This is a genomic window from Streptomyces sp. NPDC056600 (assembly GCF_042792855.1).
GTDB lineage: Bacteria > Actinomycetota > Actinomycetes > Streptomycetales > Streptomycetaceae > Streptomyces.
Window position 1 is genome coordinate 124,068 of the sequence record NZ_JBHTVQ010000004.1, and the last position, 16,437, is coordinate 140,504.

Genomic DNA, 16,437 nt, shown 5'->3' on the forward strand with positions numbered 1-16,437 from the left:
CCGTGCAGGAGGACGCGACCGAGGTGACGGCCGCCGGCATCGCCCGGCTCGCCGGTGTCGGGCGGGCGGCGGTCAGCAACTGGCGTCGCAGGCACGGGGACTTCCCGAAACCGGTGGGCGGCACGGAGAGCGGTCCGGCGTTCCTCCTCGCGGACGTGGAGGAGTGGCTGCGGCGGCAGGGGAAGCTGGTCGAGGTCCCGCTGCGGGAGCGTGTCTGGCGGCAGGTGACCGCACACCCGCAGGGTCCCGCCGTGGCTCTGGTGCAGGCGGGCTGCGTCCTGCTCCTGGTGCACGAGCGGCCCACCCGCTGGCTGGAGATCGCCGCCGGTTCCGACGAGCGGCTCGCCGCCCTCCTGCCGGCGGACCTCGCGAACGTCCTCGCCCCGCGCCTCGGTCCTGCCGCACCCGTGGTGCCCGGCGCCCCCGAACTGGCCGCCTGCGCGTCGCTGTTGCGCGGTGTCGCCGAACTGGCCGAGGGGAGCGGCCCGCGCCGGACCTACGAGTTCCTCCTCGACCGGTACACGGACCCCCGTCGGCACGCGCTCACCCCGCCGGGCCTGGCCGGGCTGATGGCCGACCTGGCGGGAACGCACGGCCCGGACCGTCCCGGCCCACCCCGGGTCGTCCTCGACCCGGCCTGCGGCACCGGCGCCCTGCTGCGCGCCGTCGCCCGGACACACCCAGCTCATGTGCTGCACGGTCAGGACAGTGTCCCCGTCCTCACCACGCTCACCGCCCTGCGTCTCGCCCTGCACACCCCGGGCCCGGTGCGCGTCACCACCGCGGACACCCTGCGCGCCGACGCCGCCCCCTTGCTGCGGGCCGACATCGTGCTGTGCCATCCGCCGTTCAACGAGCGCAACTGGGGCCACGAGGACCTCGCACACGACCCCCGCTGGCGGTACGGCTTCCCGGCACGCACCGAGTCGGAGCTGGCCTGGGTGCAGCACGCGCTGGCCCGTCTGCGCGAGGGCGGGACCGCCGTGCTGCTGATGCCGCCGGCCGCCGCCTCGCGCCGCTCCGGCCGCCGGATCCGCGCCGACCTGCTGCGCCGGGGCGCGCTGCGCGCGGTCATCGCCCTGCCCGCCGGGAGCGCGCCCCCGCACGGGCTCCCCCTCCACCTGTGGATACTGCGCCGCCCGGGCCGCGGCCCCGTCCCGGCGCGGGTGCTGATGGCCGACACCGCCCTCGCCCCCGCCCCCGAGGCGCGAGCGGCGAGCGCCACGAGGTCCACGAGGTCCACTGCCATGAGGTCCACTGCCACGAAGCCCGGTGCCACGGAGCTCGGTGCCACGAGGTCCGTTGTCGCGAGGTCCGAAACCCCAACGTCCGGCGCCCGGACGTCCGGCACCTCGAAGTCCGGCATTCCGACGTCCGGCGCCCCGGCGACGGGCACCCCGGTGTCCGGCGCCGTCTCCCGGCCGGGACGGGACTGCGGGCACGTGCGGGAGGCGGCACTGGCTCTCTGGCGCGCCTTCGACCGCACCGGAACGCTGGACGAACACCCCGGTGTCGCCCGCGCGGTCCCGGTGGTCGACCTGCTGGACGACGAGGTCGACCTGACCCCGGCACGGCACCTGCCCCCGCCCGTCACCCGCGACGGCCCCGAGCGGCCGGCGGCGGTCCGGGAACGTCTGGACGTGACGCTGCGGGCCGTCGCCGCGCTCGCACCCCTCCCGCCGCCCGTGGACGAAGCGGCCGCCGCCGCCCGTGGCTCCGGCCCGGTCACCACCGTCGGGGACCTCCTCCGCGGCGGGGCCCTCACCCTCGCGCCGGGCGGGGCGGGCGGAAGGAGAGGCGCGCGGGTCCTGACCGACCACGACGTCGTCACGGGTGCGGCTCCCTCCGGCACGCTGCCCGAGGACGGAGCGGGGAAGGACGAGCCCGTGGTCACCCGGTTGGGGGACGTCGTGCTTCCGGTGACCGGGGGAGAGGCGGTGGCCCGCGTGGTGGGCGACGAGGCGGCGGGCGCGCTCCTCGGCCGCAATCTGGTCCTGCTGCGGCCCGACCCGGACACCCTGGATGCCTGGTTCCTGGCGGGGTTCCTGCGGGGCACCGCGAACCAGCGCCGGGCCAGCCGCTTCGCCTCCACCACGACCCGCCTCGACGTGCGCCGCCTGCGGGTGCCGAGGCTGCCCCTGGAGGACCAGCGCCGCCACAGCGAACGCTTCCGCGCCCTCGACGAGTTCGAGGCCGCGCTGCGCCGGGCCGCCGCCCTCGGCACGCGCCTGGTCCGCGGCTCCCGCGACGCCCTGACCGACGGCGTGCTCCCTCCCCTCTGACGCCCCTTCACCCCCGGGACGCCCCCACGGCCGCGCCCGCGCACCGCCCCCGGCTGCGATCCGGAAACGGATCCCGTACTCCGGGGCCAGGCGCGCGAACCGGCCAGTACCCTGCTCGAAGCCGTCGATACAACACAGGAGATGCCATGCAGGGCCAGGGCCATCACCACCCGGTCACGCCGCCGCCGCCCACCGGACTGCTGGTGTTCCTGCGGATCCTCTTCGTGGCGATCGCGCTCGGCAGCATCGGCTTCCTGATGTGGGTGCCGATGATGCGACTGGCGATCGTCACCCGCAAGGCCCTCGACTGGGTGCTCTGCGGCCTCTCCTTCGTCCTGCTGGTGGTCTCCATGGCGCTGCTGCTGTCGGAGCCGGACGAGGAGGTCGACACCCCCGCCGAGACGGTCGGCGTGCTGCTGCTGCTGGTCACGCTGCTCGCCGTCGTCTCCTACTACCTGGCCGTCGACATCCGGCACTTCGACGAGCGGCGCCGGCTCGCGGACGCCGCGCTCGCCGGGCACGGGCACCGTCACGGTCCCGCCGGGGCGTACGGCTACCCGCAGAACACCGGCCCCTACGGCTACCCCGTGCTCCCGCAGCAGCAGGGGCAGCCCGGCACCTGGTCCGGCGGCGGCCACGCGCCCACCCCGAACCACACCTCCACCCCGAACCACACGTCGACGCCGAACCACACCCCCGCCGCGACCCACACGCCCACGCCCGCGCACACGCCCCCGCCGCCCACCACCCCCGCGCCCGGCGGCCGCATCGACCAGGTGCGCGCCGAGCTCGACGAGCTCAGCGAACTGCTGCGCAAGCAGGACGGCGGCCCGGAGGACGCCAGGTGACCACCACCACCGGCCGGGTCGTCGCCGGACGTTACGAACTGTCCACGCTCATAGGCCAGGGCGGCATGGGCCAGGTGTGGACCGCCTACGACCGCCGCCTCGACCGGCGCGTCGCCGTCAAGCTGCTGCGTCCCGACCGCGTCGCCGGGGCCGAGGCGGAGGAACTGCGCCGCCGCTTCCTGCGCGAGTGCCGGGTCACCGCCCAGGTCGACCACCCCGGCCTGGTCACCGTCCACGACGCGGGCAGCGAGCAGGACGACCTGTTCCTGGTCATGCAGTACGTCGACGGCGCGGACCTCGCCGACCACCTCGCCGAGCACGACCCGTACCCCTGGCCGTGGGCGACCGCCGTCGCCGCCCAGCTGTGCGCGGTCCTCAGCGCGGTGCACGCGGTGCCGATCGTCCACCGCGACCTCAAGCCGCGGAACGTCATGGTCAAGCAGGACGGCACGGTGACCGTGCTGGACCTCGGCGTGGCCTCCGTGATGGACTCCGACACCACCCGCCTCACCCACACCGGCTCGCCCATCGGCTCGCCCGCCTACATGGCGCCCGAGCAGGCCATGGGCGGCGCCGTCGGCCCCTACACCGACCTGTACGCGCTCGGCGTGGTGCTGCACGAACTCCTCTCCGGCGAGGTCCCGTTCGCCGGGACCACCGCGCTCGGCGTCCTGCACCGGCACCTCTACGACCCGCCGCTGCCGCTGCGTCGGCTGCGCGCCGAGGTCCCCGAGCCGCTGGAGCGCCTGGTGCTGCGGCTGCTGGAGAAGGACCCGCAGAACCGGCCGTCCTCCGCCCAGGAGGTCTACGAGGCGCTGCTGCCGCTGCTCCCCGAGCGGGGACTGCCCAGCGGCGCGCCCCTGGACCCCACCCGGCCCTTCCTGCGCCCGCACGCGCCCTGGCCCGACCGTGCCCGCACGCCCGCCCCGCGGCCCGTCACCCCGCCGCCCGCCGCCGACCCGGCGGCCTCCAGGGCGGGCAAGCCGGCCGTGGCCGACGCCGTGGACGAGGTCAAGCGGCTGCTCGGCGACGGGCGGATCACCCAGGCCGTGGACCTCCTCGGCGCGATCCTCCCGGACGCCGCCCACCAGCACGGCGAGCGCTCCCCGGTGGTGCGCACCCTGCGCAAGCTGTACGCCGCCACCCTGATGGACGACGGCCAGTACCGCCGCGCCCTGCCCGAGCTGCGCCGCCTCGCCGAGGAACGCGCCGCCGAGGCCGGCCACGACGACCGCCAGGCGCTCGGGTTCCGGTTCGACGCCGCGCTCTGCCTGGAACAGCTCGGCGAGGCCACCGCCGCGCTCGCCGAGTACCGCGCGCTGCTGCCCGCCTACGAGAACCCCTACGCCGGCGGCGACCCGGCCCGCGCCCACGACCTGCGCCGCCGCATCGGGCACCTGCTGCTCGCCCTCGGCGACCGCCAGGCCGCCCACGACACCCTGGCCCGCCTGGCCCTGGACGTGGAACGCCTGCACGGCCCCGCCCACCCCCTGGTCGGCGACCTCCGCCGCACCCTCCAGTGGCTCGGCCAGATGGGCGGCTGACCCCAGTCCGACTCCGTGGACGGCGCCACGGCCGATCCACGGCCGACTCCGCGGGGTCGGGCGACGCCGCGGGCGATGTCACGGGCAACGTTGCGGCGGGACTTCCCGATCGTTGGCACGACGTTGGCGCCAGGGGCTGGTTCACAGCCCCGGCGCTGCCTACCATCGATCACCGCAAGACTTTGTGCACCAAAGCACAAACTCCAACGGGAGGTTTCCTTGCAACGCCGCCGTCGCCGTACCGCGCTCCTCCTCACCGCCGCCCTCGCGGCGCCACTGCTCACCGCCTGCGGAACCGAGGCGCACCCGGGCGCCGCGGCCGTGGTGGGCGGGGAGCGGATCACCCAGGCCCAGGTCGAGGAGCGGGTCCGCGAGGTGCGCGACGCACAGCGCGCCGTGGTCCCCGACGACGAGCAGTACCGGCAGGTCGTCTCCCAGTCCGGCGCCCTGGCCCGGTTCACCGTGCAGTCCATGGTGATCGACCGGGTGCTGCACCACGCCGCCGAGGAGGCGGGCGTCACCGTCACGCCCAAGAAGGTCCAGGACCTGCGGACCAACCTGGAGCGGCAGCTCGGCGGGGAGAAGGGACTGCGGAACACCTGGCTCCAGCAGTACGGCGTCGCCCCCGAGCGGCTGGAGGAGAACCTGCGCCTGCAGGTCGCGGCGGGCGAGCTGGCGCAGCGGCTCGGCACCGAGACCGACAGCCCCGTCTTCACCAAGGCGCTCGCCGACGCCTCCAAGGACCTCGGCGTCGAGCTCAACCCGCGCTACGGCACCTGGGACGCGGAGAAGAGCGCGCGGGCGGACCTCAAGACCCCCTGGGTGCGGGACGTCGAGGCCTGAGCCGCGGGGCCGGGGGCGGGAGGCGGCGCACCGCTGCGTTACGTTCGAAGGGTGAACGCCAACGCCTCCCCCGACGCCCCCGGCCGCGTCGTCCTGCTCACCACCAGCCACCGGGTCGCCCCCGGTCTGCTGTCCTGGCCCGCCTGGAGCGTCCTGCGCGAGGCGGACCGGGTGCTCTGCGCGGACGACGCGCATCCGCAGCTGCCGTACCTGCGCGAGGCCGGGGTGACGGTGGAGGAGGCCTCGCCCTCCGCCCGCGAACTGGTCGACGCGGCGGCCGGCGGGCGCACCGTGGTGGTGGTCGCCGGCGGCGAGGGCGAGCCCGCGCTGACCGACGGCCTGGCCCGGCTGGCCGGCTCCGGCCGCGTCCACATGCCCGACCTGGAGCTGCTCCCCGCCTCCTACGACCTGCCCGGCGCGCGGCTCCTGGACCTGGTCGCGGTGATGGACCGGGTCCGCACCGACTGCCCGTGGACCTCCCGGCAGACCCATGAAGGCCTCGCCAAGTACGCGCTGGAGGAGGCGTACGAGCTGGTCGAGGCGATCGAGACGGGCAACCGCGAGGAGCTGCGCGAGGAGCTGGGGGACGTGCTGCTGCAGGTCGTCTTCCACGCCCGGATGGCCGAGGAGGACGCCGAGGAGCCGTTCTCCGTGGACGACGTGGCGGGCGGGCTGGTCGCCAAGCTGATCCACCGGCATCCGCACGTCTTCGGCGAGGAGTCCGCGGCGACGCCGGAGGAGGTCGAGGAGCACTGGCTGCGGACCAAGGCGGTCGAGAAGCAGCGGTCCTCGGTCACCGAGGGCGTGCCGCTCGGGCAGCCTGCGCTGGCGCTCACCGCGAAGCTGGCGTCGCGGGCCCGCAAGGCGGGGCTCGACGCGGCCCTCCCGGCGGGGGAGGGCGTCGGCTACGAACTCCTGACCCTCGCGGTCCGCGCCGAGGAGGCGGGCGTCGACCCCGAGTCGGCCCTCCGCGCGGCCGCCCGCGCCTACCGCGACGCCATCCGCACCGCCGAGGCGGCGGCTGCCGCGGGCCTCTGACCCGCGGGGCCCCACCCCGGGGCCGTCGTGCCGCGAGGCGGGAGCACCGCGGAGGCGGCACCACCGCCCGCGGGGTCGCGGGCCCGGCCGGCCGGACCCGGCGCGAGCCGGTGGGACAGGCAGGCGCAGGTCCCGCGCGGGGGAGGGGGCCCCGCCGCGTACCGTCGTGGGGTGAACGAGCCGCACCAGACGCCCTCCACCCCGCAGACCCCGCAGACCCCGCAGACGCCGCAGGCCCCGCCCGCCCCGCCCGCCCCGGAACTCTTCACCTGGGAGTTCGCGACCGACCCGTACCCCGCCTACGCCTGGCTCCGTGAGCACGCCCCCGTGCACCGCACGCGGCTCCCCAGCGGGGTGGAGGCCTGGCTGGTCACCCGGTACGCCGACGCCCGGCAGACCCTCGCCGACCCGCGGCTGTCGAAGAACCCCGCGCACCACGACGAGCCCGCGCACGCCCGGAACCGGACCGGCATCCCGGGCGAGCGCAAGGCGGACCTGATGACGCATCTGCTGAACATCGACCCGCCGGACCACACCCGGCTGCGCCGCCTGGTCGCCAAGGCGTTCACCCCGCGCCGGGTCGCGGAGTTCGCGCCCCGCGTGCAGGAGCTCACCGACACCCTGATCGACGGCTTCGCCGCGCGCGGCAGCGCGGATCTGATCCACGACTTCGCGTTCCCGCTCCCCATCTACGCCATCTGCGACCTGCTCGGCGTCCCGCGCGAGGACCAGGACGACTTCCGGGACTGGGCGGGCATGATGATCCGCCACGGTGGCGGCCCACGCGGCGGCGTGGCGCGCTCGGTGAAGAAGATGCGCGGCTACCTCGCCGAGCTGATCCACCGCAAGCGCGCCGCCCTGCCCGCGCAGCCGGCCCCCGGCGAGGACCTGATCTCCGGTCTGATCCGCGCCTCGGACGAGGGGGAGCACCTCACCGAGAACGAGGCCGCCGCGATGGCCTTCATCCTGCTGTTCGCCGGCTTCGAGACGACGGTCAACCTGATCGGCAACGGCGCCTACGCGCTGCTCACCCACCCCGCCGAACGCGAGCGGCTGCAGCGCTCGCTGGCCGCGGGGGACGAGTTGCTCCTGGAGACCGGCGTCGAGGAACTGCTGCGCTTCGACGGCCCCGTGGAGCTGGCGACCTGGAGGTTCGCGACCGAGGAGCTGACCCTCGGCGGGCAGCGGATCGCGGCCGGCGATCCGGTCCTGGTGGTGCTGGCCGCGGCGGACCGGGACCCCGAGCGGTTCGCCGAGCCGGACACCCTCGACCTTTCCCGCCGCGACAACCAGCACCTGGGGTACGGGCACGGCATCCACTACTGCCTGGGCGCCCCGCTCGCCCGGCTCGAGGGCCGCGCCGCGCTGGCGACCTTGCTCACTCGTCTGCCCGACCTTCAACTCGGGGCCGCGCCGGAGGAGTTGCGCTGGCGCGGCGGTCTCATCATGCGTGGCCTGCGGACTCTTCCGGTCGAGTTCACTCCCGAGCCGGGACCAAGTGGAAGCAATAGTTCGACAGTTCTGTGATGTTCGTGTGTTCTGTGCGACATCGAGTTGTGACGAACGATGATCACCGGCTACGTTCCCGCACAGACGTGACGACCCCGCCGGCGCGGTGCCGGACGTGGTCGCGCGCCCACAGCAGTCGACGAAAGGCATCCGCATGCTCTCCGGAAACGGTCGTCACCGCCGCCCCCGTCAGGCGCCGGCGGTCGTCGTCGCAGCCGGCGTGACCGGGTCCGCCCTCGCCTTGCCGCTCTTCGCGGCCACCGGCGCGAGCGCGGCCGACGGGGCGACCTGGGACCGGGTCGCCGAGTGCGAGAGCGGAGGTGCCTGGAGCGCCGACACCGACAACGGCTTCTTCGGCGGTCTCCAGCTCACCCAGGACCAGTGGGAGGGCAACGGCGGCCTGTCGTACGCCTCCAACCCGGCCGAGGCGAGCCGTTCGCAGCAGATCGCCGTGGCCGAGCGCATCCTCGCCGAGCAGGGCGCGACCCCGTGGCTCGCCTGCGGCGCGATGAACGGTCTGCGCGAGGACGCCCCCGCCGCCCAGGTGGACACCGGCGTGGACGCGCTGCGCACCGGCGACGTGACGGACTCCGGCTCCTTCGACGGCTCGGCCTCCGGCTGGGGGTCCGCCGGCGGCGACCGCACCGGCGGTTCCGGCGCCGGGCGCGCGGACGAGGCGCGCGGCTCCGGCTCGGCCGAGGCGGCCGGCGACGCCGACCAGGGGATGCTCCGGGGCGCGGGTCACGGCCTCTTCCCCGGCGCCGACCTTGCGCCGGTGGACGGCGGGTCCCTGGACCTCGGCCAGGAGGCCGGGCAGGACGAGGGGCTGGACCTCGGCGAGGACCTGGGCCTGGTCGACACCGGCACCGGCGCCCCCGTCGTCCCGGACCTGCCCGAGGTCGGCGGCGGCTCCGGCGAGCACGGCGGCGGCCAGTCCGGCGAGAACGGCGGCAAGGGCGACGGCAACGGGAACGGCGAGGGCAAGGGCGACGCGGACCAGGAGGAGAGCGGCGACACCGGCTCGTCCGACGAGGACGCGCCGCTGTTCGACGGCGAGGGCGACGAGCTGTTCGGGGACGACACCCCGCTCTTCGGCGACGACACCGCCGCCCAGGAGGACTCCGAGGCCTCCTCCGGCTCCGGCCGCCACCGCGGCACCAGCGCCGAGGAGACCACGGAGACCACGAGCGGCTCCTCGGGCCGCCACGCGGCCCCCGCGGGCACCTACACCGTGCGGGCCGGCGAGAGCCTCGTCTCCATCGCCAAGTCGCAGGACGTCAAGGGCGGCTGGCGCGCCCTGTACGAGGCCAACGAGGACCTGATCGGGGACGACCCGGACCGTCTGGTGGCGGGCACGAAGCTGTCCCTCCCCGCCTGAACCGGGCCGGGGACCGGAGGGGACGAGACGATCAGGCGGGGTGAAAGCCGGGCAAAATCGGGGGAGTTACCCACCCTTTCGTCCTGGAATGTCTGATTCCGGAGAAGTGAGAGATGGGTCTCAGAAGCCCTGATCGTCTTTGAAATCCCGGCATGGGCGTGGCTAACGTCGAACCGCTCGCTCCAGCGGGCCCCGGCGGCCGTCACGCCTAATCCTGCCAACGGCCGTACGGGACATGTCGTCGCGTCATGCGCCGTAGGCAGGAGCGGGGGAACCAGGTAAGCGCCGTGTCCGGCAGCCAGATCGCCGGACCGGCTAGGGGTGAAGCCGTGCACCGGGAGGTGCGCGGCCGGGCGACCCTCATAGCCCGAACCCGACAGCTCACCTCGCAGGCGTCGGTGAGGGGATACCTCCATGTCGTTTTCCTGCCAGGGCAAGCACCGTCGCCCCTCCAAGGCCAAGCGCGCCTTCGCCGTCGCCGGTCTCACCGGCGCCGTCGTGGCCGCCCCGCTGATCACCGCGGGCACCGCCTCGGCCGCCACCGAGTCCGAGTGGGACGCCGTCGCCCAGTGCGAGTCGGGCGGCGACTGGTCCATCAACACCGGCAACGGTTTCTACGGCGGTCTGCAGTTCACCAACCAGACCTGGGCCGGCTTCGGCGGCACCCAGTACGCCGCCCAGGCCAACCAGGCCACCAAGGCCCAGCAGATCGAGATAGCCGAGAAGGTCCTCGCCGAGCAGGGCCCGGGCGCCTGGCCGCACTGCGGCGTCGGCCTGTCCAGCTCCCCGTACCAGGGCGGCGCCGCCGAGGCCCCCGCCCAGGAGCAGGCCCCGCAGCAGGAGGCCGCCCCGGCCCCCGCGCCGAAGGCCGAGAAGCCCGCCCAGCCCGTCAAGGCCGAGAAGCCGAAGAAGGCCGAGAAGGTCACCACGCCCACCGGCAAGAAGGTGCTCAAGGGTGACGGCGAGTACAAGGTCCGCAAGGGCGACTCGCTCAGCCGGATCGCCGACAAGCACCACACCAAGGGCGGCTGGAAGAAGCTGTACAAGCTGAACAAGGACATCGTCCAGAACCCGCAGCTGATCTACCCGGGCCAGATGCTCCACCTGAGCTGACCCGCCGGGCGGCGGGCTCCGACCGAGCCGGCCGCCCGCCCCGTGACAGCCCCGCCCCCGTGTTGCGTGATCCGCGCACGGGGGCGGGGCATTTGCACGCAATACGTCCGCCGACTTTTTGTTTCGGGTCGGAACAATTAATCTCCTGTTACCCCTCCGTAGAGGGGGCGACCGGCTGGCCGATCCCGTCCGGCCGGTTAGGCTCGGTCTCGCAGAGCCACGGAGGCTGTGCACCCCGTGCCGGACCAGGTGGTCCGGCGCCACTCGCGTCACATCCCAGAAGGAGATGCTCGTGCCGTCCATCGACGTCGTCGTAGCCCGGGAAATCCTGGACTCCCGAGGCAACCCCACGGTCGAGGTCGAGGTCGGCCTCGACGACGGCAGCACCGGCCGTGCCGCTGTTCCGTCCGGCGCCTCCACCGGCGCCTTCGAGGCCATTGAGCTTCGCGACGGTGACAAGAACCGCTACCTCGGCAAGGGCGTGGAGAAGGCCGTCCTCGCCGTCATCGAGCAGATCGGCCCGGAGCTCGTCGGCTACGACGCCACCGAGCAGCGCCTGATCGACCAGGCGATGTTCGACCTGGACGCCACCGACAACAAGGGCTCCCTCGGCGCCAACGCCATCCTCGGCGTCTCCCTGGCCGTGGCCCACGCCGCCTCCGAGGCCAGCGACCTGCCGCTCTTCCGCTACCTGGGCGGCCCCAACGCGCACCTGCTGCCGGTGCCGATGATGAACATCCTGAACGGCGGCTCGCACGCCGACTCCAACGTGGACATCCAGGAGTTCATGATCGCGCCGATCGGCGCCGAGTCCTTCTCCGAGGCCCTGCGCTGGGGCACCGAGGTCTACCACACCCTCAAGAAGGTGCTGAAGACCAAGGGCCTGGCCACCGGCCTCGGCGACGAGGGCGGCTTCGCCCCCAACCTCGGCTCCAACCGCGAGGCGCTGGACCTGATCCTCGAGGCGATCAAGGAGGCCGGCTACACCCCCGGCCAGCAGATCGCCCTCGCCCTCGACGTCGCCGCCTCCGAGTTCTACAAGGACGGCAAGTACCTCTTCGAGGGCAAGGAGCGCTCCGCCGCCGAGATGACGGAGTACTACGAGGAGCTCGTCGCGGCCTACCCGCTCGTCTCCATCGAGGACCCGCTGTTCGAGGACGACTGGGACGGCTGGAAGACCATCACCGACAAGCTGGGCGACAAGGTCCAGCTCGTCGGCGACGACCTCTTCGTCACCAACCCGGAGCGCCTGGGCCGCGGCATCGAGGAGGGCGCCGCCAACGCCCTGCTGGTGAAGGTCAACCAGATCGGCTCGCTGACCGAGACCCTGGACGCCGTCGAGCTGGCCCAGCGCAACGGCTTCAAGTGCATGATGTCCCACCGCTCCGGCGAGACCGAGGACGTCACCATCGCCGACCTCGCCGTCGCCACCAACTGCGGCCAGATCAAGACCGGCGCCCCGGCCCGCTCCGAGCGCGTCGCCAAGTACAACCAGCTGCTGCGCATCGAGGAGATCCTCGACGACGCCGCGGTGTACGCCGGCCGCAGCGCCTTCCCGCGCTTCAAGGGCTGACACCCCGGCCCTCGGGCCGCGGCGCCCGACCTGTGCCCCCGGAGCTCCGGCTCCGGGGGCACACCCCTGTCCGTGTCCCGCGCGCCCGCTGCGTGCCCCGCTGCGCGCGGCCGCGCCCCGGCGTCACGTACCGTGTGCGGGGAAGAAGACGCGGGACGGCCGCCAGGACGCTCACGCGGCACAGCAGGCACGCAACGCAGCAGGCACGCAACGCAGCAGGCACACGGCACGCAGGCACACGGCACGCCGACGGGGAGGCGCGGAGAAGATGGCGCAGAACCGGGACCGGTTCTCCACGACCACCCGGCTGCGGCTGCTCGGTGAGCAGACCGCCGCCCGCGTCTACCGCTCCCAGACCCGCCGCCAGGCCCGCCGCTCCCGGCTGACCGGCCGGGCCGCGCTGCTCGCCCTGGTGCTGTGCACCCTGATCGTCGCCCTGGCCTACCCGACCCGGCAGTACGTCTCCCAGCGCGCCGAGATCGCGAAGCTGGAGGCGGAGCGCGACGCCGCCCGCGAGCGGGTGGAGGACCTGCGCGACCTCAAGGCGCGCTGGAAGGACGACGCGTACGCCGAGCAGCGGATCCGCGAGCGGCTGCACCAGCTGCGACCGGGCGAGACCGGGTTCACCGTGCGCGGCGCCGCCTCGGCGCCTCGGCAGGACGCCGGGCGGCCCACCGCGGACCGCCCCTGGTACGACATCCTGTGGGAGGACGTCGACGAGGCGGACACGGCGGACGGGACGGACCGGGCCCAGGCCGGCCGGGCCACCGGCCGCGCGGACGCCGCCCGCTGACGACCGACCGCCCCCACCCGTAGAGCGAGAGAGCAGAACCCCAGGCATGGAAACGCCCCCGCCGCCCACCGAGCGCACCGAGCCCACCGACGCGGACGTCGAGGCGTTCCAGCTCCAGCTGGGCCGTCCCCCGCGCGGGCTGCGCGCCATCGCGCACCGCTGCCCCTGCGGGCAGCCGGACGTCGTGGAGACCGCGCCGCGACTGCCGGACGGCACGCCCTTCCCGACCACGTACTACCTGACCTGCCCGCGCGCCGCCTCCGCGATCGGCACGCTGGAGGCGGACGGCGTGATGAAGGAGATGACCGAGCGCCTCGCGTCCGACCCGGAGCTCGCCGCCGCCTACCGCGCCGCCCACGAGGACTACATCCGGCGCCGTGACGAGATCGAGGTGCTCCAGGGCTTCCCCAGCGCGGGCGGCATGCCCGACCGGGTCAAGTGCCTGCACGTCCTGGTCGCGCACTCCCTGGTGGCCGGTCCGGGCGTCAACCCGCTGGGCGACGAGGCCATCGCCCTGCTGCCCGAGTGGTGGCGCAAGGGCCCCTGCGTGACACCGCAGGGCTGCGCCGCGCCGGAGGAGGGGGAGGCGCAGTGACCCGGGTCGCCGCCGTCGACTGCGGAACCAATTCCATCCGCCTGCTGGTCGCCGACGCCGACCCGGCGACCGGCGAGCTCACCGACCTCGACCGCCGGATGACGATCGTGCGGCTCGGCCAGGGCGTGGACCGCACCGGCCGGCTCGCCCCCGAGGCGCTGGAGCGCACCTTCGCCGCCTGCCGCGAGTACGCCGCCGTCATCGAGGAGCACGGCGCCGAGCGGATCCGCTTCGTCGCCACCTCCGCCTCCCGGGACGCCGAGAACCGCGACGAGTTCGTGGCCGGCGTCCTCGCGATCCTGGGCGTCGAGCCCGAGGTGATCACCGGCGAGCAGGAGGCGGAGTTCTCCTTCACCGGCGCCACCCGCGAGCTCGCGGGCCGCACCGACCTGGCCAAGCCCTTCCTGGTCGTGGACATCGGCGGCGGCTCCACCGAGTTCGTCGTCGGCGACGACCGGGTGCGCGCCGCGCGCTCGGTGGACGTCGGCTGCGTGCGGATGACCGAGCGCCACCTGGTCGAGGACGGCACGGTGGTGGACCCGGCGACGGACGAGCGGATCGCGGCCATACGCGCCGACGTGGAGGCCGCCCTGGACCTCGCGGAGGAGACCGTCCCGCTGCGCGAGGCCCGGACCCTGGTGGGCCTGGCCGGCTCGGTCACCAGCGTCTCGGCGATCGCCCAGGACCTGCCGGAGTACGACTCCGCCGCCATCCACCACTCCCGCGTCCCCTACGAGCGGGTCCGCGAGATCACCGGGCGGCTGCTGGGCTCCACGCACGCCGAGCGCTCGCGGATCCCCTCGCTGCACCCCGGCCGGGTCGACGTGATCGGCTCCGGCGCCCTGGTGCTTCAGGCGATCATGGAGCGGATCGGCGCCGAGGAGGTCGTGGTCAGCGAGCACGACATCCTCGACGGCATCGCCTGGAGCATCGCCTGAGCGACCGCTCGGGCACGGCCCCGCGCCGCGCATGACATGAGTCACACAACCGGTGCGGACCGGGAGGGCAACCCTCCCGGTCCGCACCTCTTTGTCCCCGGAGCGGGTCGGGCGGCCCGCGGCGGGCCAGCCGAAAGATCAGCGCGGATTGCGTCAACCCCTCGTAAAATCCGGTGGGTTGATCACCGTCCGCGCGTCGCGCACGGCGGCCCGGGGGAGGGCCCGGCGGTGGTCCCGCCGTTCTTCGCCACACCCGCGCATTTCGCCCCAGGAGGCATGTCCGTGCAGAAACGCCGTTACCTGGCAGTGGCCGCCGCTCTCGCCGTGACCGCGCCCGTCGCCCTGTTCGCCGCCTCTCCGGCCTTCGCGGAGACGTCGGCGCCGGTGGTCGCCCAGGCCGGGTCCACCGTCCAGGAGCTGGAGGAGGCCCTCGAGGAGGCGCGCACCGCCTACGGCGAGGCCATCCGCGCCCGGATCGAGGCGTACGACAAGCTCGAGGCCCTCGTCGACTACGACAAGGACAACCCGCCGGCCGTGGTCGTCGCCGCCGACGAGGCCAGGAAGGCCGCCGGCGAGGCCAAGGCAGCCCTCGACGCCGCCGTGACGCGCGTCGAGAACGCCAGGACCGCGCTGGCCGAGGCGGACGAGGCGGGCAAGGCCGCCGCCGAGCAGGAGCTGACCGACGCCGAGCTCGCCCTCGAGGACGCCCGCCAGGCCCACGTCGAGGCGGACGAGAAGGCGAAGGCGGCCGGCACGGCGCTCGACGACGCCCGGGTCGAGGCCGGGCGCACCTACGAGCTCGCGAAGCAGGCCGAGAAGGCCGCCAAGGAGAAGGCGGAGGCCGCCGAGCAGGCGCTCGCCGACGCCAAGAAGTGCACCGACGCCAAGGCGCTGAAGTCCAGGGCGATCGGCCTGCCCGAGCAGATGGTCGCGGGCGACCGGGTGCCCTTCACCTTCCGGATCACCAACGGCACCGAGCACACCGTCGACGTCGAGCCGCTGACGTTCATCGTCCTCGACACCCCCGGCGCCGACCAGGACGACCTCGCGGTCGAGTGGAAGAGCGGCGACGGCTGGGTCGAGCTGGAGCCCGCCGACAGCCCCGCGGTGGTCTTCGAGGACCTGAAGCCCGGCGAGCGCGCCAAGATCAAGATGCGCCTGACCGTCGACAAGGACACCCCGAAGAGCCACGTCCACGCGTCCTTCGCCGCCGACCCGGTCAAGGACTCCGTGCCGTGCCTGTTCGGCCCGATGAAGAACTACGGGATCGACATCCTGCCCGCCGGCAGCACCCCGAGCCCGACCCCGGGCGACAGCGCCTCCCCGAGCCCGACCGAGACCACGACGGCGACCCCGGCCCCGAGCGCGAGCGCCACCTCGGGCGCCGCCCCGCAGGGCGGCACCGGCAACCTGGCCGCTACCGGCTCCACGGTGACACCGGTGGCCCTGGCCGCCGCCTCCGCCCTGGTGCTGGGCGCCGGCGCGGTGGTCGTCTCCCGCCGCCGCAAGGCGGACGCCCGGTCCTGACCCGGTCCGGTCCCTCACCACGGCCCGGCGGAGCGCCTCGGCGCACCGCCGGGCCGTGGCGTGTCCAGGGCCGTCCGGACCTGCGCGGGTCCCCTCCGGGTCCTCCTCGACCCCTCCGCGAAGAACCTTCGTGAACTTCTTCACAAGGAATTGGCCCCTGGAGGGCGACAAGCGGCGCGACGAGCGGCCGGCAGGGGGCGGAACGTCTGGTTCCGCGCATCCGTACGAGGGGTTCGCCGTGCGGGGCGCCCGGACGCACGCTCTTCTGTTTCGCGTTCCTCACGCCGTCCTTACATGGACAAGGAGCAGCTCACGGGCCATGGACAACGAGAGGCAGGCGCACACCGTTCCCCTCCGGCGCAATGATCTGGGTCACGTGAGCCGCGCAGTGTAACAGAGCACCGGTAGAAGCTTGTGAAGGGGCGCACGAAGGTCACCCCCCGAAGAGGTGGATAC

General features: G+C 74.2%; 13 protein-coding genes and 1 riboswitch. All 13 genes read left to right on the forward strand.

Features of this window, described 5'->3' with window-relative positions; translation table 11 throughout:
- Nucleotides 1–2 precede the first annotated feature (2 nt).
- The 13 genes from ACFRAV_RS03765 to ACFRAV_RS03825 all read left to right on the forward strand — a co-directional run bounded on the left by ACFRAV_RS03765 (nucleotide 3) and on the right by ACFRAV_RS03825 (nucleotide 15,981).
- Nucleotides 3–2,282, forward strand: a complete 2,280-nt coding sequence (locus ACFRAV_RS03765) for an N-6 DNA methylase (RefSeq protein WP_382551346.1) — start codon at nucleotides 3–5, stop codon at nucleotides 2,280–2,282.
- Between the two features lie 146 nt (nucleotides 2,283–2,428).
- Nucleotides 2,429–3,130, forward strand: coding sequence for a hypothetical protein (locus ACFRAV_RS03770; protein WP_382551349.1), 702 nt, complete (start codon nucleotides 2,429–2,431; stop codon nucleotides 3,128–3,130).
- Complete coding sequence (locus ACFRAV_RS03775) at nucleotides 3,127–4,674, forward strand: protein kinase (protein WP_351113449.1); 1,548 nt, start codon at nucleotides 3,127–3,129, stop codon at nucleotides 4,672–4,674. The genes ACFRAV_RS03770 and ACFRAV_RS03775 overlap by 4 nt, the downstream gene beginning before the upstream one ends.
- Nucleotides 4,675–4,893: 219 nt before the next feature.
- Nucleotides 4,894–5,517 (forward strand): SurA N-terminal domain-containing protein, encoded by a 624-nt coding sequence (locus tag ACFRAV_RS03780; protein WP_382551351.1) that lies wholly within the window; start codon nucleotides 4,894–4,896, stop codon nucleotides 5,515–5,517.
- Nucleotides 5,518–5,568: 51 nt separating this feature from the next.
- Nucleotides 5,569–6,555: a nucleoside triphosphate pyrophosphohydrolase gene (locus tag ACFRAV_RS03785; protein WP_382551353.1), complete on the forward strand. Its 987-nt coding sequence runs from the start codon at nucleotides 5,569–5,571 to the stop codon at nucleotides 6,553–6,555.
- 171 nt (nucleotides 6,556–6,726) lie between these two features.
- Nucleotides 6,727–8,082, forward strand: a complete 1,356-nt coding sequence (locus tag ACFRAV_RS03790) for a cytochrome P450 (RefSeq protein WP_382551354.1) — start codon at nucleotides 6,727–6,729, stop codon at nucleotides 8,080–8,082.
- 136 nt (nucleotides 8,083–8,218) lie between these two features.
- On the forward strand, nucleotides 8,219–9,442 hold the full coding sequence (locus ACFRAV_RS03795) for a transglycosylase family protein (RefSeq protein ID WP_382551355.1): 1,224 nt from the start codon (nucleotides 8,219–8,221) through the stop codon (nucleotides 9,440–9,442).
- Nucleotides 9,443–9,683: 241 nt separating this feature from the next.
- Nucleotides 9,684–9,852, forward strand: a riboswitch (cyclic di-AMP (ydaO/yuaA leader).
- A 4-nt stretch (nucleotides 9,853–9,856) separates the two neighbouring features.
- Entirely contained in the window at nucleotides 9,857–10,555 is a 699-nt protein-coding gene (locus ACFRAV_RS03800; protein ID WP_382551357.1) for a transglycosylase family protein, read from the forward strand.
- A gap of 292 nt (nucleotides 10,556–10,847) precedes the next feature.
- Nucleotides 10,848–12,128, forward strand: a complete 1,281-nt coding sequence (eno, locus tag ACFRAV_RS03805; protein WP_351113456.1) for a phosphopyruvate hydratase — start codon at nucleotides 10,848–10,850, stop codon at nucleotides 12,126–12,128.
- Between the two features lie 268 nt (nucleotides 12,129–12,396).
- Complete coding sequence (locus ACFRAV_RS03810) at nucleotides 12,397–12,921, forward strand: septum formation initiator family protein (RefSeq protein ID WP_382551359.1); 525 nt, start codon at nucleotides 12,397–12,399, stop codon at nucleotides 12,919–12,921.
- Between the two features lie 46 nt (nucleotides 12,922–12,967).
- On the forward strand, nucleotides 12,968–13,516 hold the full coding sequence (locus tag ACFRAV_RS03815; protein WP_351113458.1) for a DUF501 domain-containing protein: 549 nt from the start codon (nucleotides 12,968–12,970) through the stop codon (nucleotides 13,514–13,516).
- Nucleotides 13,513–14,454, forward strand: coding sequence for an exopolyphosphatase (locus ACFRAV_RS03820; protein ID WP_382551361.1), 942 nt, complete (start codon nucleotides 13,513–13,515; stop codon nucleotides 14,452–14,454). Before ACFRAV_RS03815 ends, ACFRAV_RS03820 begins: the two co-directional genes overlap by 4 nt.
- A gap of 276 nt (nucleotides 14,455–14,730) precedes the next feature.
- On the forward strand, nucleotides 14,731–15,981 hold the full coding sequence (locus ACFRAV_RS03825) for an LPXTG cell wall anchor domain-containing protein (RefSeq protein WP_382551362.1): 1,251 nt from the start codon (nucleotides 14,731–14,733) through the stop codon (nucleotides 15,979–15,981).
- The last annotated feature ends 456 nt before the right edge of the window (nucleotides 15,982–16,437 follow it).